The organism is Levilinea saccharolytica, from assembly GCF_001306035.1.
Classification (GTDB): Bacteria; Chloroflexota; Anaerolineae; order Anaerolineales; family Anaerolineaceae; genus Levilinea; species Levilinea saccharolytica.
The window spans coordinates 1-23,290 of record NZ_LGCM01000059.1 but is presented as its reverse complement, the minus strand read 5'-3'; the positions used below and the strand labels follow the sequence as shown (position 1 = coordinate 23,290).

The following is a 23,290-nucleotide window of genomic DNA, read 5'->3' as shown; positions in this document are numbered from 1 at the left end:
CGCACCCCCAAACCCACCCGCACCCCCACGCGCAAACCCACCCGCACCCCCACTCAAGTGCCGCCCACCGAGGTCATCTACGAGGAAGAACCAGTCTACGAGCCGCCGCCGCTCAGCTTTGAGGGCCGCTGGATTGATGTCAACCTCACCACCCAATCTCTGACCGCCTACGAAGGCGATGCAGCCGTCAACACCTTTATCGTCTCCACCGGCACCTGGGAGCATCCCACCGTCACCGGCCAGTTCGCTGTGTATGTCAAATACGCCTCTGCGGATATGTCTGGCCCGGGTTATTACCTGCCCAATGTGCCCTACGTCATGTATTTCTACGAAGGCTACGGCCTGCACGGCACCTATTGGCATAACAATTTTGGTGTGCCCATGAGCCACGGCTGCGTGAACCTGCAAACGGATGACGCCGGCTGGCTCTTCGATTGGGCCGCTGTGGGAACAACCGTGAACGTTCATTACTGATGGATACGCTCTACCCTTCAGACCTGAAACGCTATTCCCGTCGGGAATTCATCCGCCTGGCCGCACAATCCCTGGCCGGCTTCTTTGCGCTGCCCCTGCTGGAAGCCCCCATCCCCCAAACCGCCTTTTTGGACCCCACCCAGGAGCGTCAGGGACGCATCCTCAACAATCAAGCCTCGTTGTATTCCAGCCCGTCCTTTTCCAGCACCTTCATCAAGGTCTTTCACTTCGACCGTATCGTGCCCATCACCGCCATCACCATCGGCGACCAGGAGCCGGCCTACAACCGCATCTGGTACCAAATCAATAATGAAGGCTGGGTACATTCCGGCAGCGTGCAGCCCGTCGAAATCAGCCCCATGTCCCCCCTGCGCAAAATTCCCGAGAAAGGCTTCCTGGGCGAGATCTGCGTGCCCTACACTGACGCCGTGTGGCATTACCGCCGCCCCACCTCCATCGCCTACCGTTTTTATTACTCCACCACCCATTGGGTCACCGGCGTCAGCGTGGACAGCCGCGATCAGGTCTGGTATCACGTGCCGGATGACAAATGGGGCTACACCTACTATGTAGACGCCCGCCACCTGCGGCCACTCTCCGCCGAGCAGCTTTCGCCGCTCTCGCCCCATGTGCCCGCTGAAGAAAAGCGCATCGAGATTCACCTGGACGAACAGGTGCTCATCGCCTATGAGGGCAGCCAGGCGGTGTTCATGTCGCGCACGGCCACCGGCGCGCGCTTTCGCGACGGCGATTTCACCACCCGCAAGGGCCGCTACATCACCAACCGCAAGCGCCCCTCTCGCCACATGGCCGCCGGGGACGCTGCCGCCCCCAACAGTTACGATCTGCCCGGCGTGCCCTGGGTCTCCTATTTGACCAAATCCGGCGTCGCCATTCACGGCACCTTCTGGCACAACGACTTTGGCAAACCGCGCAGCCACGGCTGCATCAACGTCTCTTCCCGCGCCTCCCATTGGATCTACCGCTGGACGATGCCCGAAGTGCCCAAAGGCGAGCAAACCTGGGCTGCCGAAGACGGCACCGCCGTAGATGTGATGGATTAGCCCCCCACCTGTCACCGCAAACACACCTGATATCCCTCGCCCTCGCATGTCATCGCGAGGCCGGTGCTTTCGCGGCCCACCATGTCATCGCGAGCCGCCGTTTTTTGGCGGCGTGGCGATCTCTTCCCTCAGGATAGAGGCCGCTTCGACCGGAAACCCACCGGTCTCACTGTGACATGTTAATTGGATTCCATCGTGAGCCACCATTCCAACGAAAAGTTAATACAATTCTTTTGAAAACCCACCACGGCTCGCAGTATAATAACCCCAAGGAGAGAACCATGACGCGACCCATGTTTGCTGGCCTCATTGTGGATGAGTACGACCAGCCCGTCGAAGTCACCTATGTCGGCACAGAGCCGTGCTATGTGGTCAACGACGCCGGTTTTCGCCGCCACATCCCCTCCGAACAGGTGGACCGCCAGGTACTGGAACTGCTCACCAGCCAGGTAGAAGAAAACAAAGAAGCCATCGCCGACCAAACCGCCAAAATGCTGGGTCAGGATGACATTTTCTCCCGCGCCATGCTGCTCAACCAGTTAGACACCCTGGATCAGCAATTTGACAAGCTCCTTGAGCAGGGCATCCCCGAAGAAGGCCGCGCCTACTTGGGCATGCTCGGCTTTCGCATCGTCATCAACCTGCACGGCGAAGTCGTCCGCGTAGACCAACCCGCTGCGCCCCCCAGCGATGAGGGCAACGAGTGAACTATGCCAACGCCTGACTTTATCGTGGATGTCAACGAGCTGAATTTTGAATATGACGTCGTCACCTACTCCCAAAACGTCCCGGTCATCGTGGATTTTTGGGCAGACTGGTGCCGCCCCTGCAAAACCCTCTCCCCCATGCTCGAACAGCTCGCCGTCGAAGCCGGGGGGGCCTTTCGTCTGGCCCGCCTGGATGCCGATGCCAACCCCAACCTCACCGCCCTGTACGGCGTGCGCACCTTGCCCACCGTCAAAGCCTTCTCCGGCGGACAGGTCGTCTCCGAATTTTCCGGCCTGCTGCCCGAAGCCCGTCTGCGCGAATTCCTGAGCAAAATCACCCCGCCCAGTCCCGCCAATTTGCTCCTGGAAAAAGCTGCCAGCCTGCTCTACTATGAAAAGTGGGAAGCTGCTGAAAAAGCCTATCAGCAATATCTGGAAACCCTCCCCGACCAGCCCGCTGCCCTGCTGGGACTGGCCAAAGCCCTCCTGGCCCAGGGCAAAACCGCCCGCGCCGAATCTGTGCTGCAGCACTTCCCCCTCAGCCGCGAATTTCGCCAGGCCGAACACCTTTGGCCTCTGGTGAAAGAAGTTCAAAAAGCCGCCAAAGAGCTGACCCCGCTCAGCGACCTGGAAGCCGCCTTCCAAAACTGCGTCCATCTCCTCAGCCTGGGAAAGCTGTACCCCGCCCTCGACGGCCTGCTCGACATCCTGCGCCAGGACCGCCATTACAAAGAAGACCGCGCCCGTCAGCTGGTGGTGGGAATTCTGGAAATCCTCGGCTACGAAAGTGATCAGGCCCGCCATTACCGCGCGGAACTGGCTTCCATTTTGTTCTAACCCCCAGGTTTAAACCAAAAACCGCCGTCCGGTCCATCCAGGGCGGCGGTTGTGATTTCATCCGTTTTCAGCGGCCGGCTTTCATGGCCGCTTTTAAATGCACCAGCGCCTCCACCGGCGTGGGGTCCATGCCGTAAGCCGCCGCCAGGTAATACATGGTGTAATCGCCAAATTGCAGCGCCGTCCACTGCTGCGCCAGCTTGCCCGCCCCCAGGGCCTGGTAACTGTCGGTGAACAGCCCCTCCGCCGTCATCATCTGGCGCGTCAAAAGCAATCGCTTCTGGTTGCGCGGATGCACGCTTTCACCCTGCAAAAACAGCACCACCAACCGGCTGAGGGCGTCTTCGGGGTTCAGCAGCCCCGCCAGCGTGTTGTGATCCGCCTCGGGCAGCTCCTCGAACTGACCCCAGGCTTTGGCCAGTTCACTCGCCTGGCCTTTCCAGCGCCGCGCCACGGGGGCCAACGCATCTGCACCCAGAATCACCGGAATGCGCCCCACCAACTGACCGGCCATACGCTTGGCAGGGTTTTGGTGCGTGGGGGATTCCATGCGCAGTCTCTCGCGCTGCGCTTGCATATCGTTCACCGCAGCCAGCAGCTCGGCGCTGGGGTCAGTCAGCAGCCCCAAACGGACAAACGCCGCCAGCAGCAGCCCAAAGGAAAAACCGACCGCCGAGCGGGGCTGCCCCTTGTGTTCAAACGTCCAGCAAGGCAGGCCCGCTTCAGCCGCCCGCGCCTGCAAAGCCCCGCCCGTGCTCAGGGTCAAAATGCGGCAGCCTGCCGCGCGCGCCGCCTCAAACGCCTCCAACGTCTCTTCGGTCTGGCCGGAATGAGACGAACAAATCACCAGGGTTTCTGGGCCGTGCGCCCAGCCCGGCAGCCCGTAGTTGCGGTGCAGCGCCACTGGCACGCACAGATCCGCGGCTCCGTAAGCCATCACCAAATCGCCGCCAATGGCTGACCCGCCCATCCCAGCGATGACCACCTGGCGAACCCCCGCCATCTTTTCCAGAGGCAGCCTCATTCCCAGTTCCCAGGCCTCCCGCAGTTGTTCGGGCAAATGGTCAATGTAGGCATACATCCCTTCCGTGTCCAGCGCCCGCATGCGATCTAACTGGTCCAAATCCATTCAGCAGTTCTCCGTTTCTCAGGCTGTATGCCTGTATCATGATTCATGGACCTATCCAGGTCACATATTCGACATTGAGGATATATTCTTCCAGATCGATCCGGCTCAATTGTAAAAAGCCGTATAACCCGCGGTTGGTGGCGTAACACACGTACACCCCGTCCCGCAAACTTTCCAGCAAAATGGGCTCATCTCCCAAAGGGATGGACTGGCAGTCTACCATCTGCGGCTCGCGCGCCCCAAAGACCGCCATGCGCGTGTTGCGCCCCAGCTCCAACTGAGCCGCTCCCGCTTCTGCCAGCATAAAGCGCAGCTCATCCCCGGCTTCGGCGTTGATCTGGCCCTGATCCAGGTCGAGATCATCCTCCAGGTACAGGGTCGCCTCACCCGCCGCGAGGATATTCACCTGCGCAGCCGCAGTGGGGGTAATACTCAACACGGAGGCCTCGTTTTTGACCACTTCTACCCGCACCCAAAATGGAGATTTTCCGTTGGGGCCAATCCCAAAAAAGCTGCCGTCAGGGGCCTGTAAAATCCAGTTGCCCTGGTACACCGCCGGGCCGTTGGGCGCGGTCATCTCCACCGAAATATCCACGCTCTCACCCGCCGCCACCTCGCCCCGCAAGGGGATGCGCTCCGGCGCGCCAAAGGTCTCCCCTGAAAACCACACCAGCCCATAGGTTTCGTCCCAAACGCAGCTTCCCTGGTTCATCAGCCGCCAGGTTTTCGTGAATCCTTCGCCTTCACGCAGTACCGTTCCGTCGGGGATGGTCACATCAATCGGCCGTCCCGCCGCGGCCCTGTGGCAGGGGCTTTCGGCCGCCGCCGCTTCCATAGGTTCACTTGCCGCCGCTTGCGTGGGAGCGGGGGCTTGCGTAGGCAGTGCTTCCTGTTCTGGCGGGGGCGGCGCGCCAAATTCCGCGGTCAGGGCCGCCTCACCCAATTGGCTTTCCATCTGCTCTACCGCCTGCGGCAGCATACCGCAGCCCGACAGGAACAAGCTCACGATCCAAAAGGCCGCACCAATTCGTTTCATGCCCAAATTGTACCTTGAATCACGGCTGAAATTCGCCTACTTTCCCTTTGCCCAGGCTTCTATGCGGGTCTTGCCGTTGATGCTTTTTCAGATATAATGAGGGGGATTATTCCTATTGATAACGTGGTTGGAGATCCTCATGTCTGAAAACGCTCGTCATGCCGCCTTTTGGAGATTCCTGGATGGCGCCTGGGATGCACAAGAAAATTCTATCATCGCCGAAGTCCCCGTCTCGCTGACGGTCAACGCCGAAGTCTGGATCACCTTCATGTGCACCCCCCTCCAGCTCGAAGCCCTGGCAGTGGGATTCTTATACAACGAAGGGTTCATCCAATCCAGCGGCGATATTGCCGATGTGCGTGTGTGTGAAAACGGCACCAACATCGACGTGTGGACTTCCATCCCCGTCAAAAAGCCTGCTCATTGGCAGCGCACCTCTGGCTGCACCGGCGGGGTCAGCAGCCCCAACCCCCAAAATCCAGGCGCCGCGCGCCGAAGCGAAGAAGGCCCCATCCTGACCCCCCAGGCCGTTCTGGCTGGCATGGAACAACTGGCCGTTTCGCAGTCGCTGTACCGCGAATCGCGCGGGGTGCACTGCTCGGCCCTGTCCGATGGGCAAAGCCTGCGCCTCCTGTCGGAAGACATCGGCCGCCACAACACCGTGGATAAGCTGACCGGTCAGTATCTTCTGCAAAAAGAGACTTTCACCCCCACCCTGGTGCTCACCACCGGCCGCATCAGTTCCGAAATGCTGCGCAAATCCGCCCGTTTGGGTGCCTTGGCAGTGGCTTCGCGCACCTCCCCCACCACCCTATCCATCGAGATGGCAGAGGACATGGGCCTGACCCTCATCGGCTATGTGCGCGGCAACCGCTTCAACGTCTACACGCATCCCGAACGCTTGTGCGGCTTGCCCTGTTTCTCGCTGGCCGATTCCGTATCCTCCGAACAGCCGTCCAACTGAAACGCCTGCGCTTGGGCCTGAGCGAATTCCTCAGGGGTGTTTACATTTAAGAACGCCCAACCCTGGGGGTCCTCCGCGGCCACCTCCTGCCGCCCAAACACGCGCACGCGCACCTCTGGAAACCAGGCAATCATGCGCCGCTGTTCGCGCGCCAGCGCCCGCTCCACCGCCGGAAGGCAGGTCTCGCGCCGGTACACCGCGTGCAGCGGTTCCAGACCATTCTCTGTCTCCGGGATAACCACATCCACCCCCTCACCGTCCATCACCGCCAACATGCGCAGCAGCATAGAGCGGCTGACAAAGGGCATGTCGCAGCCCACCACCATCACCCGCTCCCCCCGCGCCGCCGCCAGCGCCGTATACAGCCCCCCTAACGCGCCCTTGCCAGGAAAAATATCTGCGAACATGGGCAGCCCCAAAAACGCATAGAGTTCCGGCTCCTGCGTGGTCACCAACATCTCGTCCACTGCCGGACGAATACGCGCCGCCACCCGCGCAATCAGCGGCTGGCCGCAAAATTCCATCAAAGCCTTATTCTGCCCCATCCGCCGCGATTCCCCCCCCGCCTGAATCACCGCACTGGTTCGCAACCATTCGTTCATGCTGGCACCCTCGAATCTTACATCGTGCGGCGCACACGGCACCGCCTGAGTCCCTCTATTCTACCCGATTCATCGCTTTCATTTCGGCTTTATGGTACACTTTTATTATATGAATACTCCATTTTGCCTGCCTCACCAGGGAAAATGGCTGTCACACCTCGTCCACGGGTTGCCCCCTTTCTAGACCTGCCACGGAGCGTGTATGAACGAGATTGACCTGACCCTTCTGGAGCCTGTTCTTCAAACCTACGGCCCTCAAGGCCGTACCGCCCTTCTCCCTGCCTTACACGCCGCTCAAGACCTCTATGGGTATCTGCCAGAGCCGGTAGCGGAGGCCGTTGCCCGCGCCTTACACGTACCCCTCGCCGATGTGCACGGCGTCATCGAATTCTACGCCATGTTTTACCCTCAAAAAGTGGCCCAGACCGTGCTGCATGTGTGCAACGACCCCGCCTGCGGCATGGCCGGGGCCGACGCGCTGTTCAAGAACCTCACCAGCCGCGTTGAACTCAATCTCGACGCCCCCTCTGGGACCTCCGTCACCGTCGAGCGCGCCCCTTGCCTGGGCCTGTGCGAACATGCCCCCGCCCTGATGGTGCAGGGCGCACAGGTGGCACAGGCTGACCGCCGCTCGTATGAAGACCTCGTGCGCGGACGGCTGCCCCGTCCCCGCACCCTGGTGGGCGGCGATATCGCCATCCTCACCGCCAACTGCGGGAAAAACCGCCCCACCACTTTGGAAGAGTACACTCAATCCGGCGGCTACTCCGGTCTGCGCCGCGCGCTGCAAAGCTCCCCCGCCGAGATCATCGCCGAGGTCAAGGCATCGGGTCTGGTGGGGCGCGGCGGCGCGGCTTTCCCCACCGGCCTCAAATGGGAAGGCGCCGCCAATGCCTCCGGCGATCCCAAATACGTGGTCTGCAACGCGGACGAAGCCGAACCCGGCACGTTTAAAGACCGCGTGCTCATGGAAAATGACCCCCACCGCATCCTGGAAGGCTTGCTCATCTGCGCCTATGCCGTCGGCGCCTCCTACGGGTACTGGTATATCCGCGGCGAATACACCGCCCAAATGGAAATCGTCACCCATGCGGTCGAAGAAGCCCGCCAGGCCGGGATCCTGGGCGGTTCCGTCCTCGGTTCGCCATTTCACTTTGATATGGAAATCCGGCGCGGCGCAGGGGCCTATATCTGTGGCGAAGAAACCGCCCTGTTTGAATCCATCGAGGGCAAGCGCGGCTTCCCGCGCATCAAACCCCCCTTCCCCACCACCCACGGCTTGTTTGGGCGCCCCACCGTCATCAATAACGTCGAGACTCTGGCCAACCTGCCCTACATCCTCGCCCACGGCGCGGCCCAATACCGCCAGATGGGCACCGAAAAATCCCCCGGCCCCAAGCTCTTCTGCCTATCGGGGGATGTGGTGCGCCCGGGGCTGTACGAAGTGCCCTTCGGGGTCACTTTTGATCACCTGCTCAACGATCTGGCGGGCGGCGTGCGCGGCGGCGAGCTGAAAGCCGCCCTGTTCGGCGGCGCAGCCGGGGCCTTTGCCACCCCGCAGCACCTCGGCGTGCGCCTCACTTTTGAAGATCTGCGCGCCGCCGGCCTGCCCTTGGGCTCCGGCGTCATCACCGTTTTCAACCAGCACCGCGACCTGCGCGATGTGCTGCTGCGCCTGGGGCACTTCTTCGCCGATGAATCCTGCGGCAAATGCTACCCCTGCCAGTTGGGAACCCAGCGCCAGTACGAAATTCTCCAGCGCGTGGCGGCGGGCAGCCCCCTGCCCGAAGATGTCGCCCGCTTACAGGACGTCGGCTGGACCATGACCGACGCCTCTTTGTGCGGCCTGGGTCAAACCGCCGCCTCCGCCGTGCTCAGCGCCATGCGCCACTGGCCCGAACTGTTCGTCCCCGCCGCCCAATCCGCCCCTCAGGCGCAGGTATAGGGAGCTGCTGCCATGTCCGAATCGATTTCCCTTACGATCAACGGCCAACCGGTCACCGTGCCCGCCGGAACCACCCTGCTCAAAGCTGCCGAGCAGGCCGGCATCTCCATCCCCACCATCTGCTACCACGATTACTGCACCGCCAACGGCCTCTGCCGCCTGTGCGTGGTGGAGGTGGAAGGCTCCCGCACCCTGGTGGCTTCCTGCGTGGCCAAAGCCGCCCCCAACATGCAGGTGCAGACCCATTCCGAGCGGGTGCTGCGCGCCCGCCGCACCGTTCTGGAAATGCTGGAAGCCTCAGTGGACCTTTCCGAAGCGCCCGAAATTCAGGCCTTTTCCCAGGAGCTGAACGCCGACCCCCAGCGCTTCCCCGATGCCGAAAAACGCCAGCCGCCCGTGGTGGATGACAACCCCATGTACGTGCGCGACTACGCCAAATGCGTCTTGTGCTGGCGCTGTGTGCAGGTCTGCGCCGAAGATGCCCAATACACCTTCGCCATCAACTTCACCGGCCGCGGCTTTGAGACCCAAATCGGCACCTTCTTTGAAAAGCCCCTGCCCGATACCAGCTGCGTCTTCTGCGGGCAGTGTGTGGGCGTCTGCCCCACCAATGCGCTCAAACCCAAACGCCAGTGGCTGATGGAGCAGGGCTACAGCACCGATGAAATTATGGACATGACCCGCACCGAGCGCCGCCGCCGAAAACGCGCTCCCCTCTCCGCCGAATAACCCGCCCAGGAGAACCTGCTATGCTGAAACCCGACCGAATCGTCTCCACCACCTGCCCCTACTGCGGCGTCGGCTGCAATTTGCAGCTGCACATCCAGGGCGATACCATTTACAAAGTCACCACCCCCTTCGACGCCCCCGTCAACAAAGGCAATTTGTGCGTCAAAGGCCGCTTTGGCTACGACTTTGTGTATCACCCCCGCCGCGTCACCACCCCCCTCATCCGCAAGTCCCCCCAGCAGCCCGGCAGCCGCACCCAGGCTTTTGACCGTGCAGAATGGCGCGAGGTCTCCTGGGATGAGGCTCTGGAATACACAGCCGACCGCCTGGTAGAAATTTACCAGCGCGACGGCGCGCGCGCCATGGCCGCCTACTGCTGCGCCAAGGCCACCAACGAAGATAATTACCTCCTGCAAAAGATGTACCGCGCCCTCTTCCGCACCAACCACATTGATCACTGCACCCGCCTGTGCCACGCGGCCAGCGTGGTGGCCCTGCAAATGGCGGTGGGTTCCTCGGCCATGAGCAACACCGCCGATGAAGTGGTAGACAACGATGTGTTCATCCTCACCGGCTCCAACACCACCGAAAACCACCCCATCATCGCCCTGCAAATGAAGGCCGCCATCCAAAAACACGGCGCCAAATTGATTGTGGCTGACCCCCGCCGCATCGAGATGGTGGATTACGCCGTGCTGTGGCTGGCGCAGAAACCCGGCACCGATGTGCCCCTTTTCTCAGCCATGGCGCATGTCATCCTCAAGGAAAACCGCTACAACCAGGAATTTATTGACGCCCGCACTGAGAACTTCGCCGAATTTGCCGCCTCGATGGAAAAATTCACCCCCGAATACGCCGAATCCATCACCGGCGTCAGCCGCGATAAGATCATCGAAGCTGCCCGCCTGTATGCCGGCGCCCACAACGCCGCCATTTACTGGTCTCTGGGCATCCCCGAACACTCACACGGCACGGCCAACGCCCTCAGCCTGATCAATTTGGCCCTGCTCACCGGCCACATCGGCCGCCGCGGCAACGGGCTGAACCCCCTGCGCGGGCAAAATAACGTTCAGGGCGCCTCCGATTCCGGCGCCATGCCCTGGCACTATCCGGGCTACCAGTCTGTGGCCAACGAAGATGCCGCCCAAAAGTTCGAGCGCGCCTGGAATATCGAACCGGGCGGCCTCAACCGCAAGCTGGGCCTCACCACTACTGAAATTCTCGGCAATGTTCAGCCCAACGGCGTGCGCGCCCTGTACATCATGGGCGAAAACCCTATGATGTCGGAACCCAACCTCAACCACACCCGCCACCAGATGGAGCAGTTGGAATTTGTCGTCGCCCAGGATTTGTTCATCAACGAGTCCGGCGCCTTTGCCGATGTTTTCCTGCCCGCCGCCAGTTGGGCCGAAAAAGAGGGCACTTTCACCAACACCGACCGGCGTGTGCAGCGCGTCCGCCAGGCCATTTCGCCCCGCGGTCAAGCCCGCGCCGATTGGCAGATCGTCTGCGATCTGGCCCAGCGCATTGAAAAGCGCCTGGGCCGCCCCACCGCCCGCTGGGATTACACCCACCCCGCGCAAGTGCTGGAAGAGATGGGCAGCCTGGTTCCCGAGTACGCCGGGGTCAGATATCACCGCATTGAAAACCTCGGCCTGCAGGTCCCCGTGCTGGATGATGAACACCCCGGCACGCCCTTCCTCTTCGCCGAAAGTTTCCCCCGCGGGCGCGGCAAATTCCACCCCCTGGAATACGTGCCCTCCGCCGAAATGCCCGATGACGACTACCCCTTCATCCTCACCACCGGCCGCGTGTTGGAACACTGGCACGGCGGAACCCTCACGCGGAATTCCGGCCTAAACGACCTGTGGCCCGAAGCTTTGATCGAGATCAACCCGGAGGACGCCGCCCGCCTGGGAGTTGCCCCCAACGGGCCGGTGCGCGTCACTTCGCGCCGCGGCACCATCGTCCTGCGCGCCCGCGTCACCTCCAAAGCCGTGCGCGGCGTGGTTTTCATCCCCTTTTTCTACGGCCCAGCCGCTGCCAACCTGCTCACCAATGATGTCGTGGACCCGCAGGCCAAAATCCCAGAGTATAAGGTCAGCGCCGTGCGCATCACGCCGGTGGAGGAAAGTGAACTGCCCGATCCACAAGCCTTCCAAAGCCGAGGCCGCTACTAATCCCCACCCCTTTTGCAGCCAACCGCCCAGCGGCAGGTAGAGCTTGCACGCTGGGCGGTTTTGCTGCGGATTCCCAGGTCTTGCGCCTCACCCCCGTCTGGGGTATAAACAAATTACCTCTCCTCACCACCCAGTGAGTCCGTATGCTGCCGCAAATTCAGACTTTTCTAAACCAATCCCGTCAGCTAGAAGAAGAAGGCAAAACCCTGGATGCGCTTCAGGCCGCCCAGGAAGCCCTGAACTGCGTGCGCGATCAGGTCGGATCATTGGAGTGGGTCCACGCCCAGGCCCGCCTGGCGCGGGTGTTGGTTCTTACCGGTCAATATGCCCAGGCCGAAGAACATGCTTCCGCCGCCATCAGCGCCCCCAACTGCCCTTTGCACGTGCAGGGCGACGCCACCCTCACCCTGGGGGTGTGCGCCAGTGAAACCGACCGTCTGCACGAAGCCGAAGAACTTTTTTACCATGCTGCCGACATCTTCCGGCAGGCCGACCTGCCCTCTGAAGTCGGCCGCGCCCTGCACGACCTGACCACCTGTGTTTTCATGCACCGCGGACAGTTCAAGCTGGCCCTCATCACCATTGAAGAAGCCGCCAGCCTGCGCACCACAGACCAAACCGACCATTGGGGCCTGCCCTGGGTGCAGGCCTATATTTACCAATTGTATGGAGACCGCAGCCGCACCCGTCAGGCGCTGGATGAGCTGCTGCCCCTGATCAAACCGGGCACGCGCGTGGCAGGCGGCTATTACTTCCTGTGGGCGCGCCAATCGCTGGACGACGGTGAATTGGACAAGGGAGCCGAATACCTGCGCCTGGGCATGCGCATCGCCACCACCACCGGCTCGCCCGACCTCAACATCTGGATGCGCATGGAATACAGCCGCTTTTACCGCCTCTCCGGTGAAGCGCCGGTGGGCCTCTCCTGGGCTGAAGACGCCGTCAACTACGCGCGCCGCGTGGCTTACAAAAGCCTGCTGGGCACGGCCCTCATCGAGCGCGCCCAGGCAGCCTGGGAATGCGGCGACCTCACCTCGCCCCCCCAGGATCTGCGTGAAGCCCTCGCCATCCTCGACCAAGTCGAAAACAGCTTTGATGCCGCCCGCGCCGCCTTCCTGCTGGCCGCCTGGGAACAGCAGCAAGCCAGCCCCAACGCCCTGAACGCCTGGAATGAGGCCGCCGAGCGCATCCTACAGGGCGGCTACGCCTTCCTCATCGAGCGCGAACGCCGCACCACCTTTCCCCTCCTGGCCAGCCACCTGCGCGGCCCCGGCCGCCCCGCCGCCGAAAAGCTGCTCCATAAACTGGTGCTGGTGGACCCCCCGCCCCTGCGTATCCACGGCCTGGGCCAGTTCACCGTCTGGCAGGGCCGCAGCCCCATCCCCGACCAGGTTTGGAAGCGCCGTAAAGCCGGTGAATTGTTCCGCTTCCTGCTCCTGCAAGAGCAGTACTCCGCCAGCCGCGATATCCTCCTGGACGAGTTGTGGGCCGAAAGCGACGCTGCCGCCCTCACCGACCTTTTCCACCAGGCCACCTCCACCCTGCGCCATCTCTTAGAGCCAGACCTGCCCGATAAATTCCCCTCCCGCTACCTCAAGGTGGAAGGCGACCGCGTCTACCTGCTGCTGCCTCCTGGCTCGCATATGGACTTTCAGGAATTTGAACAATCCCTGCCTGTGGCCGTCCAGCGGGGGGCCATTGAACCTCTGGAAAAAGCCCTGTCGCTGTACATGGGCGAACTCTTCCCCATGGACCGTTACAACGATTGGAGCGCCCTGCGGCGGCAGAACCTGGAAGATCTGTACCTCAGCGGCATGCAAACCCTGGCTTCGGCCTACCTGAACAACCATCAGGAATACCGCGCCCTGCAGTGTGCCCGGCTCATCATTCAAAAGGACCCCTGGAACGAAATGGCGGTGTGGATCGGCATGCGAGCCCACATGCGCCTGAACAACGCCCCGCGCGCCTTGCAGCTCTACCGCCAGCTGGAAGAAAACCTGCTCAACGATCTGAATACGCGCCCCTCCCCCGAACTGCGCGATCTGGCCGATCAAATCCGCCAGCGCTAGATTCTGCCAAAATTCCCGTAAAAAAAATCTCAAATTTGCTCAATTTGTCAGTAAAATGTCAGCCGCTTGTTGTATAAACAGAGTGTCATTGTTCCGTACCTTTACCTCACCCCTCTTGCTTTGCCCCCCTCCTTTTGACGCGACCGAGGGGAAGCGTCAAAGTCCACAAACCCCCGTTTCCGCAGGAAAAACGGGGGTTTGGCCTTAATATCCCCCGTTAATTGACTCTCCCCCAGGTGTGCTATATAATCTGAATCAACCTGCCCGATTTTTCCATCGGGCGGCCCCAACCTTGCCAAAGGAGGGTTTGTTCATGCGCCTGCGTCGCGCGGCTCCCTGGTTCATTCTGGGTTCAATCTTTATCCTCATCTCGCTCTGCGGCGGCTGCACCTCGCTGCTCGGCCTGGGAGGCGGTTCCTCCAGTCCGGCCTGGAACAGCGGCTCCGAACCCACCTATTCCAATCCGCTGCCAGATTCTTCGGCAGAAGAAGATTCCGACAGTTTTTGGAATTGGGATGACGGCGACACCGGCGGTTGGGAGTCTAACTCCGACTCCGGCAGTTGGGAATGGGACAGTTCAGATTCCGGCTCCGACTCCGGCAGTTGGGATTGGGGCGGCTCTGATTCGGGCAGCTGGGATTCCGGCGGCTGGGATTCGAGCGATTCGGGCAGTTGGGATTCTGGCGGTTGGGATTCCGGGGGGTGGGATTCCGGCGGTTCTGACAGCGGTTCATGGTGAGGTTCTTATGCTCTACGGATGCTTCTTCGCGCTTGGCTGTCTCTTCTTCCTGGTCGGTATTGTGGAATTGCTCTCTTCCCGCGGGTCTGCAACCCGCAGTGCCCCGCCCATGCCTGCCCGCAACCCCAATTTCAAACCCGTTCCCAACAACCCCCTCAAGCCTTCGGCTCCGCTGCCTCCCGTGCAGCCGGCCAAATCCACCCTTCCTACCGAACCGCGCGGTGCCATGAATGCTCCCCAAAAACTCAATTGGATCAAAATTGGCAGCCGCATCCGCATCCGCGGCCTGCAGCAGGGCGAGCTGACCCTGCATGTTCTCGGCTCCGTCACCTTTGCGGAGCTGTGGCAAACCTCGCGCGGGCCGCAGGCCCCCTGGGTGCCCACCGGTCAGCAGTTCATCGGCTTCTGGTTAGAGACGAACCGCTTTCTCCTCAACTGGCAGAACCGCTTCTACCTGCTGGATGAATCCATCCCCACTTCCGATGTGGAGATTCAGCGGGATTTTGCCCCCCACGCCAAAAAGTTTGCCCAGTCCAACCAGACGGCCGACATCCACTTTGAATACCCCCCCGCGGTCTGGCACATTGACGACATCGGCAAGTTTTCCATCGCCGACCTGCAGGGCGAAGGTTTCAACACCCTCACCCCCCACGCCGTCGGGCGCTTCATCCATTGTTCCGGCGACAGCCAACGCGCCCTGGTGCTGGAGGATTACGAAGGCGGCGGTGGGCCAGATACGGTCTGGCTCGGCGTTCAAATTGACGAAAACGATATCCAACCTGCCTGACCGCAGGGCTCCATCATTCTGTTCATTCAAGGAGAAGGCTCATGAATAAGAATTCGCGTGAAATTTGGGTGATTGTGGCTGCGCTGGCCGCTTTTGTGATCCTGGGACAACTGGCTTCTTACTTCCTGGCCCCGGCCTCCTGGGCGGCCTTTTTGCAGCGGCTGCCCATCATCCTCAGCATGATCGCCTTTTGGGTGCCCATCATCACCCTGCTCACCACCCTCATCGTGTGGGCTGTGCTGCGTTTCCTCGGGTTTGAATCCCTGCAAGCCATCCGCAACGAGATGGTGGAACAAAACAACCCTGCCCCCGCCATCCTCTTCATTGGCGCCGTCATCGCCGCCGTGCTGCTCTTCTCCATCGTCATCCGACCCTAAAGCTCATCGCTTCCGATATCAAAAAACAGGCTCGCCATTCAGCGAACCTGTTTTTTTGGTTGAATCACCCGCTGTGCGGCTAGTGCCGTTCGATCAGGGTGCGCGCCAGCTGCAAAAATTCTTCCCATTCATCATCGAAGAAGTGCAGCGTCACATTGTTCAGTTCCATGTGGAAAGTGGTCTCGCCGTCCGGCTCTTCGGCCTTCCACGCCAAAAAATTGTCGGTCTCAGCCAACGTCTCGGTCTTGGGTTCAATCGGGTTGCTCATATTTTTCCTTCTTTCTTATCCTTCAGCTTGTCAATAAATTGATTATCTCACACCTTGCGCCGCTTGCAAAGACGCTAACCCTCAGCGTTTCTGCAGCCGGTCGCGCAGGGCACGCGCCCGGTTGGTCCACTGCTCGCGCAAACCGCGAATCACGTTGGATAAGCGCGGCGGGGGCGGCGGGGTCACAATCCCCTCCCACGGGTCCCGATCCGCCAGCTTGCGCAGCGCATATTCTACCAACAGTTTACCCGTGGCCACCACCGGCGCCGCCAAAACCACGCCCACAATGCCCAACAACCGCGCCCCCACCAAAGCTGCCACCATCACCGCCGCCGGGTGCACCCGCAGCGTGTCGGCCAGCAGGCGCGGCACGACCATGTTATCCATAATCACATCCGTCACCCAGGCTACGCCCACCACCACCAGGGCATAAGCGATCGGGCTGATCCCAAACAGGGTCCATCCCTGGAAAAAAGCCACCAATCCATACGCCGTCCAGGCCACCGCCGGGCCCACATACGGCACGAAGCGCGCCAGCCCTGCCAGCAGCGCCAGGCCGTAAAAATAGCGCACGCCCAGTCCGCCCAACAAAACCGAGTACACCACCACAGTGATGAGCATGATGATCATCTGGCCGCGCAGGAAAGCATTCCAAATCCGCGATAACTCCGCCCCCATGCGCTTGAGGTCATATTCATAACCGGGGATTTGAATGCTGAACAATTCCTCACGCAGCCCGCCGCTCTCGGCCAGCATAAAGTACGACACCAGCAGCATAAAGAACAGCCAGCCCATGGTCGTGGCTGCCCCCGACGCCAGACTGGTGATCACCCCACCCAGGCGCGAGAGCACCGGCTGCACCACCCCCAGGGCCTGATTCGCCAGATTTGCCAGGTTTTCCGTCTCCACCGGAATCACAAACGGCCCAAATTGCAGAGGTTGGGCAGCAAAATCATTCAGCAGCCGCGGCAAGTCCGCAATGCCTTTTTGCAAAAAAGTCACCAGACTGGAAGCCTGTTCCACCAGGGCAATCCCGCCCCAGGTCAGCAGACCCAAGAGCAGCACCAATACCACCAGATAGAGCAAGTTCACGGCCACCCGCCACGAGCAGTGCAGTCTCTGGCGCAGCCCGTCGGCCAGGGGCTGAAGCAAATAAGCGATCATGAACGCCAAAAGCAGCGGCCCCACAATGCTCTTATAACCAATCAGCAGCCCCGCCAGCATGGCCACCAGCGTCAGGCCCACGATTAGCTTGGTCGTGTTGCTCCACCGCGGCGAACTGCCCTCTTTACGCGTTCGCTTCCCCTCTTCGGCTGACTGCTGCTCTGCTTCCATCTCTTCCATGTTGATCTGCCTGCCCTGTCCGTTAATCGTTGACTTGCTCTGCTTTAATTATACGAGGAAACCGCCCAAAAAGTCTCATAACGGCGTAAAAAAACCCCCGACGCAGAAACGCAAGCTGCGCGCAGGGGTCTATCTTTCATACCGCCGGGTCTATGGGCAGGCGCCCGGCCCAAAAGCCCAGCCAAACAGGCTGCACCACAAATTCAAAGCGTCAATGGCCACCACCGCCACCACACACAAACACACCACCACCAGCAGGGCGATCAAAATGATCAGCCACACTGGGAATTTCTTCTTGGGCTCATCCTCTTCCGGCGGCAAAGGAACCTGTCCAGAATAGGCAGGCGCGGCCTGGCGCGGCGGAGGGGCCGGGGCATAGGCTGGCGGCGGCGGAGCATAGGCGGGCGGCGCGGCGGGCGGCTGCGGGGCTGCGTAAGGCGCGCTCCCCCGCACGGGTGCGGCCACCGTGGCTGCCTGGTCGCTTTGCACCGTCTCGAACAGCAGGGCCACATGCTCACCAAAGGTCACCATTTCCCCGGGCCGCAGCAAATACGGTCCCATCAAACGCTGGCCGTTCACCGCCGTGCCGTTGGTGGAGCCCAAATCTTCCAGCACGTAGTTGGCCCCCTGAAGGTACAGGCGCGCATGGCGGCGCGACATTTCAGGATCGTTGATGACAATTTCATTATTCAAATCCCGCCCGATAAACAGCTCCGCCTTTTCCAGCGGGTACGCCGTCCCTGCGTTCGGGCCAGACCGAATGACAATTTGGTAAAACGCGCTCATGAAGTCTCCTCCTTGCAGTCTGCCGCCCAATCTTCACACCGCCGGCAGAATTGGCTGGTTTCTGATTTCCTCTTTAGTATATACCAATATTGCAAATCCAAAAGCCCCCCGTTTGCGCTAATTTCCCCTTTCCAGCCTGCGAATTGATTACAAAATGCAACTTTTTAACTCTTGTATTTTTTCGTCTAGCTCTTATAATTCGACGCTATGCAACTTTCCGTTGCAGATCTACGGGCTTGTAAAGCCAAAGGAGAACCCATGTCCGACTTTTTGCTGAACTCCACCTCCCCTTCGCCGGATGACCAGGAAGTCACCGAAGGCGAAAAACCTCCCGATCCCAGCCCGCGTCCGGCTCGTCCCTGGCGCGTCGCGGTGATTGCCAACGTAAAGGGGGAAACCTCACTGCCGATTCATTCACCCCAGGATGCCGGCGCGGAATTTGACCGTAAAGAAACCATTCAGGCCATTCAAGCGGCCATCGAATCCGACGGCCATTCCACCATCTTTTTACAAGCAGACGCCAGTTTACCGTTTAAACTCAGCGAAACCTGCCCCGATATCTGCTTCAACATCGCCGAAGGCGCGGGGGGTGACGCCCGCGAAGCCCAGGTTCCGGCTTTGCTGGAAATGCTGCACATCCCCTACACCGCCTCGCGCGTGCTGGCCAACGCCTTAGCCCTGGATAAAACCATGACCAAGCACATCTGGTCGGTCGCGGGTTTACCCACTGCTCTGTTCCAGGAATTCAGCCAGGCCGATGACCCGCTGGATGAGCACATGACCTTCCCCATGTTCGTCAAGCCCGCACGCGAAGGCACCGGCATGGGCATGGGCTCCGAATCTATCGTCTACGACGAAGCTCAGCTGCGCCGCCGCGTGGCCTGGGTCATCAAAGAATACGCCCAACCCGCCCTGGTGGAAGAATATCTGCCCGGGCGCGAATTCACCGTGGCCGTCTTAGGCCGCCGCCAGGCCCAGCTGTACAGCCGCCTGCCGCACCTCTATGCCGAAGACGGCTTCCACCGCTTCCCTGTGCTGGAGATTGACAACACCCGCTCGGCCACCCCCGGCGTGTACGGGCATTTCACCAAAACACTCACCAACGAAGACCCCGGCGTGCCTGGCTTCCTCTGCCCCGCGCCCATCCCCGCCGAGCTGGCCTCTGAGTTATGTGAACTGGCCATTCGCGCCCACCAGGCCGTCGGCGCGCTGGATGTTTCGCGCATTGACTTCCGCATGGACGCCGCCGGGCACCCGCGCCTGCTGGAGATCAACAGCCTCCCCGGCCTGACCCCCGGCTTCTCGGATATCTGCGTCATCGCCAACGCCGAAGGCATCTCGTACAACGATCTCATTTTAGAGATCCTCTACCTGGGGGCCTCACGCTTTGGGCTGCTGCCGGCTCGCGGTGAACCCCGCGCCGCCGTCACCCTGCCCATCAGCCAAAAACAGGCCGCGCCCAAGCTCTAAACCGCGCCAGTCTGCCAGTTTAGATAACAAAGCGCCCCAGGGTCATTCACCCTGAGGCGCTCACTTTTTCCAGCCGCAGATCAGAAGAGGAAAGGAACCGCCGCCACCATCCACGGGGCTAACTGCACCATCCCCCAGCCCACCAGCAGCCCCAACAGGTAGCCCACCACCACATCCGAAACGTAATGCACCCCCATCAGCACGCGCGCCGCGGCCACCACCGGCGACCACAGCACCACCAGCCAGCCAAACCAGGCCGGCCCCAGCGCCAAAGACATCACCGCCAAAAGCGCCGCCCGCGCCGCGTGGCCGGAGGGGAAAGAGTGCGGGTCAGTTGAGCGGTAAATTCCACCCCATTCGCCTTCGGGGCGCCGCCGCCGGATCATCAATTTAATAGAGAGCACCAGCACGGCCTCAAACACCAGGCTCACCGCCAAAATCGCCGCCAGGCGGCGCCATTCTGGCGTACCCAACAGCCACACCAGCCCCAAACCCGCCAGCCAAAACCAGGAATCGCCCGAATGAGCCAGAAATGACATCGCCTTCCAGCCGCGCACCCCCGGGCGCAGCCGCATTTGGTCCGTCAGCTTCGCATCCCACCCCATCAGCGTTCTGAGCATGGCTAAATCTCCCCGGTTTCCAGCCGCAGTAAATCCTGGCGCATCAGTTCATACTGCCCATATTTGTCAATATCCATCGCCAGCTCCGCATACGGGCTGACAATGGCCCGACCGCGCATACCCATGCGCTGCGCCACGCGCCGCACAGCCCCCTCCAGGTCCAAGCGCCCCAAAAGCACCAGCGCCAGCGTGTCCAGCCCAATCAAAGCCGCCTGTTTCAGCGGGTTCTTGCGCGTGGCAATCAGGCGCGCCGCCATCGGCTGGTCATCCAGCGCCAGCCCCAGCCGGAAGCCGTTCAGATCTCCCCCGCACACCTCAGCCCCTTTTAAGCGCAGATAGGTGCGCCGCGAGCCGGGGTAACGCGCCTCCATCACAGGGCGCTGCACCACGGTGTAGTATAAATCCTCCTCACTCTCGCCCATGCGCTCTGCCAGCCATTCGATGATCTCTGGTCGGATCCCTGGAATGTCCGCTGAAACGGAAATGCAGTTTTCCTGCGGTGAACGCCACTGCATCAATGCCTTGGCCCCCGCCACCATGTTTTCCAGCACCCCGCCGTGATCCGCCAGGCGCGCCGCGCACTTTGGGCAGTCCACCGCCGCCCCCTCCGGCAGCCCCACAATCACCACCCGTTCCACGCAGTCCGACGCGTTCATGGCGTCCAGCGTCCACTGCGCCACCGGTTTGCCGCCCAAGGAGATCAGGGACTTATGCCCGTCCACCGTCAAAGGGAACAAAGGGTCATCCGTCCGGCAAGTTCCACCCGCTAAGAGAATCGCATCCATGCGCCTTACAGCTCCTGAAGCTGCGGCTGAAGGTCTAAATCAGCCACCAGCGATTTCATCAAGTCTAAATACCCATCCATGTGCCCGTAATCCACCGGCTTTTTCCAGCCAACGGCCGCCAATATGCCCGCTTCCAATAAATTGGTGCCAAAGGTGCGCCCATCATACGAGGGCGTGGTGGTAACCATGTGCCGAACCCCCGCCGCCCGAAAGATCGCGCGGTCTTCCGGCGTGGTGGTGTTGGTCACAATCACCTTGCCGTCCATGCGCTCCGGCATGTTATGGGTGATGTAGTGGCAGTCCCCCGCCACCACGTGAGCCCACTGGAAATAGTTCTCAAAGCGCGGATGGCGCTCTTCCTGCTTTTCCCCCGTGGGATACAGCCACGAAAAAGGCAGCCGCCCCACCACCGGCAGCAGCAGCCGCAGCACCCGCTGCAGACTGCGCTTGCTGTGCAGCGGAATGGGCGCACCCAGCACGAACATCAAATCACCGATCACCGAATCGTACCCACCGTCCAAAAAACCGCAGGTCAGGCCGTAGCGGTCTACCCCGCTGATGAGGAAAGCGCGTCTCTGCTCCCCAGCGGGCTTAAGCTGAGCATCCACCACATTCGCCGCCTGGCGTTCCAGCGTCTCTTTTAGACCCGTTCCATCCACCACAGGCGTTTTTTGCACAAAGCGCACCATGGGTGCCACCGAGCGCAGCGGGTGCCATTCCCCCTCCACCAATAAGCCCAAGACCGCCCCACCCACGCCAAAGGCATCCACCTGCCCATCCAATTGCCGGTAAAGCTGGGCGGCGGCTTCCATATCGCCGTCCGTGCCAATCCGTTCCAACTGCACTTTTTCTCCCAGAAGGTCCACCACCACAGATTTGTTGCGCTTCGAGGATCCAATGCTGATACTGACTGCTCGCTTCATCGTTTTCGGCTCCCAACCACTGAGATGGTACCATTTTACCGCCTTCTGACCAATTTTTAGAAATCACAAGAAATTAATTGACAAGTGAGATAAAAATCGTATAATGATCTAAGCTGCTGGCGGCGGTTCATCCCTCCACGCCGCACTTAGCCATTGTTGAGTGTAGGCAGCACTGCAAAACCTCCGAACAAGCGCCAGCCCTCTTCAACCTCGTTCCAGCAGGAGGTGAAATTTCCCCAATTAACTTCACAGATCTACCTGAGTAGTACCCTTTGAGCCTGGCAATTCCCCAGGCAATCGTTCGGAATGTACCTAAGGAGGAGAAAAGTGAAACACCGCAAACTCTATTCCATGCTAGCTGTTTTGATCCTGCTCAGCATGGCCCTGGCTGCCTGCACCCCCGCTGCCACGCCGGCCCCCGCCGAACCGGCGGCCCCTGCCGAACCGGCTGCCCCCGCTGAACCTGCGGCTCCCGCTGAACCTGCGGCCCCCGCTGAACCCGCGGCTGCCTTTGAGCCCATGAAGAAAGAAGCCCCCGACTGCAATTATGGCGGCAACCTCAAGTCCATCGAAGCCCTGGATGAAATGACCGTCAAGTTCACCCTGTGCGCCCCCGATCCGGCCTTCCTGGCCAAGGTCGCGGTTCCGGCCTTCTCGATCCTGGACAAGGACTACCTCGATTCCATCGGTGGTGACGCTGCCAAATTGAACGACGCCCCCGTCGGCACCGGCCCCTACGTGGTCAAAGAATGGGTCCGCGGCGATCACATCACCTTCGTGCCCAACCCCAACTACTGGGGTCCGGCGCCCGCCAACAAAGAGTTCATCCTGCGCTGGAACAAAGAAGCGGCTGCCCGCCTGCTCGACCTCCAGTCCGGCAACATCAGCGGTATGGACAACGTCGGCACCGATGACTTCCCCACCGTGGAAGCCGATGCCAACCTGGCGCTCTACCCGCGCAAGTTCAACAACTTCTTGTACCTGGGCTTGAATCGCGATATTGCCCCCTTCACCGATGTCAAAGTCCGCCAGGCTTTCGCCATGGCGATTGACAAAGAAGCCATCGTGCGCGATTTCTACCCCAAGGGCGCTTCCGCGGCCACCCAGTTCATTCCCCCGGGTGTGAAACCTGGTTACACCGAAGGCTACGCCGCCCCTGCGTATGATCCTGAGAAGGCCAAAGCCCTCTTGGAAGAAGCCGGCTTCGATTTCAATCAGGAAATCGTGCTGTCCTACGCCGAGCGCACTCGCCCCTACTTCCCCCAGCCGACCAAAATCGCCCAGGCCGTTCAGGCCCAGCTGGCTGAAATTGGCGTCAAGATTAAATTCTAGCCACCTGACACTTTAACAAAAGAATAGTTGATCGGCACCAGATCTCCACTAAAATAGGTTTTCCGGAAGCATTTTAGAAACGGAGTAAACCAATGCCGACCGACCTCCTTTATCATAACTGGT

The 23,290-nt window shown here is 60.7% G+C and carries 23 protein-coding genes; 14 read left to right on the top strand and 9 right to left on the bottom strand.

Annotation, left to right across the window (positions count from 1 at the left end; genetic code table 11):
- The 4 genes from ADN01_RS15975 to ADN01_RS15960 form a co-directional block, all read left to right on the top strand.
- On the top strand, window positions 1-474 hold a 474-nt coding region (locus ADN01_RS15975; RefSeq protein WP_075071280.1), incomplete at its 5' end, for a L,D-transpeptidase.
- Complete coding sequence (locus tag ADN01_RS15970; protein WP_062417879.1) at window positions 474-1,538, top strand: L,D-transpeptidase; 1,065 nt, start codon at window positions 474-476, stop codon at window positions 1,536-1,538. The genes ADN01_RS15975 and ADN01_RS15970, both read left to right, overlap by 1 nt.
- A 281-nt stretch (window positions 1,539-1,819) precedes the next feature.
- Window positions 1,820-2,245, top strand: a complete 426-nt coding sequence (locus ADN01_RS15965) for a hypothetical protein (protein ID WP_062417878.1) — start codon at window positions 1,820-1,822, stop codon at window positions 2,243-2,245.
- Between the two features lie 3 nt (window positions 2,246-2,248).
- Window positions 2,249-3,082, top strand: coding sequence for a tetratricopeptide repeat protein (locus ADN01_RS15960; RefSeq protein ID WP_062417877.1), 834 nt, complete (start codon window positions 2,249-2,251; stop codon window positions 3,080-3,082).
- 67 nt (window positions 3,083-3,149) lie between these two features.
- On the opposite strand, the gene ADN01_RS15955 is transcribed toward ADN01_RS15960, so the two are convergent.
- Together ADN01_RS15955 and ADN01_RS15950 are read right to left on the bottom strand one after the other, a co-directional pair.
- Window positions 3,150-4,211, bottom strand: a complete 1,062-nt coding sequence (locus ADN01_RS15955) for a bifunctional phosphoglucose/phosphomannose isomerase (RefSeq protein ID WP_062417876.1) — start codon at window positions 4,209-4,211, stop codon at window positions 3,150-3,152.
- 43 nt (window positions 4,212-4,254) lie between these two features.
- A complete protein-coding gene (locus tag ADN01_RS15950) occupies window positions 4,255-5,247 on the bottom strand; it encodes an NBR1-Ig-like domain-containing protein (protein ID WP_062417875.1) in 993 nt (330 codons plus the stop codon).
- Window positions 5,248-5,386: 139 nt separating this feature from the next.
- Between ADN01_RS15950 and fdhD the strand changes: the two genes are divergently transcribed.
- Entirely contained in the window at window positions 5,387-6,211 is an 825-nt protein-coding gene (fdhD, locus tag ADN01_RS15945; protein WP_062417874.1) for a formate dehydrogenase accessory sulfurtransferase FdhD, read from the top strand.
- Here fdhD and mobA read toward each other — a convergent pair.
- Window positions 6,130-6,813 (bottom strand): molybdenum cofactor guanylyltransferase, encoded by a 684-nt coding sequence (gene mobA / locus ADN01_RS15940; protein ID WP_062417873.1) that lies wholly within the window; start codon window positions 6,811-6,813, stop codon window positions 6,130-6,132. The genes fdhD and mobA overlap by 82 nt on opposite strands.
- Window positions 6,814-7,015: 202 nt before the next feature.
- Between mobA and ADN01_RS15935 the strand changes: the two genes are divergently transcribed.
- The 7 genes from ADN01_RS15935 (at window position 7,016) to ADN01_RS15905 (ending at window position 15,639) form a co-directional block, all read left to right on the top strand.
- On the top strand, window positions 7,016-8,758 hold the full coding sequence (locus tag ADN01_RS15935; protein ID WP_062417872.1) for an NAD(P)H-dependent oxidoreductase subunit E: 1,743 nt from the start codon (window positions 7,016-7,018) through the stop codon (window positions 8,756-8,758).
- Between the two features lie 12 nt (window positions 8,759-8,770).
- Entirely contained in the window at window positions 8,771-9,487 is a 717-nt protein-coding gene (locus ADN01_RS19405) for a 2Fe-2S iron-sulfur cluster-binding protein (RefSeq protein WP_062417871.1), read from the top strand.
- Between the two features lie 20 nt (window positions 9,488-9,507).
- Complete coding sequence (gene fdhF, locus ADN01_RS15925) at window positions 9,508-11,667, top strand: formate dehydrogenase subunit alpha (protein ID WP_075071279.1); 2,160 nt, start codon at window positions 9,508-9,510, stop codon at window positions 11,665-11,667.
- Between the two features lie 143 nt (window positions 11,668-11,810).
- Window positions 11,811-13,736: a bacterial transcriptional activator domain-containing protein gene (locus ADN01_RS15920; RefSeq protein ID WP_062417869.1), complete on the top strand. Its 1,926-nt coding sequence runs from the start codon at window positions 11,811-11,813 to the stop codon at window positions 13,734-13,736.
- Between the two features lie 313 nt (window positions 13,737-14,049).
- Window positions 14,050-14,475 carry a hypothetical protein gene (locus ADN01_RS15915; RefSeq protein WP_062417868.1) on the top strand — a complete coding sequence of 142 codons (426 nt, stop codon included), beginning with the start codon at window positions 14,050-14,052 and terminating at the stop codon, window positions 14,473-14,475.
- Window positions 14,476-14,482: 7 nt separating this feature from the next.
- Window positions 14,483-15,262 (top strand): hypothetical protein, encoded by a 780-nt coding sequence (locus ADN01_RS15910; RefSeq protein ID WP_062417867.1) that lies wholly within the window; start codon window positions 14,483-14,485, stop codon window positions 15,260-15,262.
- Between the two features lie 41 nt (window positions 15,263-15,303).
- Entirely contained in the window at window positions 15,304-15,639 is a 336-nt protein-coding gene (locus ADN01_RS15905) for a hypothetical protein (RefSeq protein WP_062417866.1), read from the top strand.
- A 79-nt stretch (window positions 15,640-15,718) separates the two neighbouring features.
- Here ADN01_RS15905 and ADN01_RS15900 read toward each other — a convergent pair whose 3' ends face one another.
- From ADN01_RS15900 to ADN01_RS15890, 3 genes are all read right to left on the bottom strand, one after another.
- Window positions 15,719-15,907 (bottom strand): hypothetical protein, encoded by a 189-nt coding sequence (locus ADN01_RS15900; protein ID WP_062417865.1) that lies wholly within the window; start codon window positions 15,905-15,907, stop codon window positions 15,719-15,721.
- Between the two features lie 81 nt (window positions 15,908-15,988).
- Window positions 15,989-17,251, bottom strand: a complete 1,263-nt coding sequence (locus ADN01_RS15895; protein WP_062417864.1) for an AI-2E family transporter — start codon at window positions 17,249-17,251, stop codon at window positions 15,989-15,991.
- 150 nt (window positions 17,252-17,401) lie between these two features.
- Window positions 17,402-18,037 (bottom strand): FHA domain-containing protein, encoded by a 636-nt coding sequence (locus ADN01_RS15890; protein WP_062417863.1) that lies wholly within the window; start codon window positions 18,035-18,037, stop codon window positions 17,402-17,404.
- Window positions 18,038-18,295: 258 nt separating this feature from the next.
- Between ADN01_RS15890 and ADN01_RS15885 the strand changes: the two genes are divergently transcribed.
- Window positions 18,296-19,507, top strand: a complete 1,212-nt coding sequence (locus ADN01_RS15885) for a D-alanine--D-alanine ligase family protein (protein ID WP_062417862.1) — start codon at window positions 18,296-18,298, stop codon at window positions 19,505-19,507.
- A gap of 80 nt (window positions 19,508-19,587) precedes the next feature.
- Here ADN01_RS15885 and ADN01_RS15880 read toward each other — a convergent pair whose 3' ends face one another.
- Genes ADN01_RS15880 through ADN01_RS15870 form a run of 3 tightly spaced genes read right to left on the bottom strand, consistent with a single transcriptional unit; the run spans window position 19,588 to window position 21,835 of the window.
- Entirely contained in the window at window positions 19,588-20,127 is a 540-nt protein-coding gene (locus ADN01_RS15880) for a phosphatase PAP2 family protein (RefSeq protein ID WP_062417861.1), read from the bottom strand.
- A gap of 2 nt (window positions 20,128-20,129) precedes the next feature.
- Window positions 20,130-20,912 carry a nucleotidyltransferase family protein gene (locus ADN01_RS15875; protein ID WP_075071278.1) on the bottom strand — a complete coding sequence of 261 codons (783 nt, stop codon included), beginning with the start codon at window positions 20,910-20,912 and terminating at the stop codon, window positions 20,130-20,132.
- A gap of 5 nt (window positions 20,913-20,917) precedes the next feature.
- Entirely contained in the window at window positions 20,918-21,835 is a 918-nt protein-coding gene (locus ADN01_RS15870; protein ID WP_062417859.1) for a hypothetical protein, read from the bottom strand.
- 327 nt (window positions 21,836-22,162) lie between these two features.
- On the opposite strand from ADN01_RS15870, the gene ADN01_RS15865 reads away from it, so the two are divergent.
- The gene (locus ADN01_RS15865; RefSeq protein WP_062417858.1) at window positions 22,163-23,167 is read left to right on the top strand and encodes an ABC transporter substrate-binding protein; all 1,005 of its coding nucleotides are present in this window, start codon (window positions 22,163-22,165) and stop codon (window positions 23,165-23,167) included.
- The last annotated feature ends 123 nt before the right edge of the window (window positions 23,168-23,290 follow it).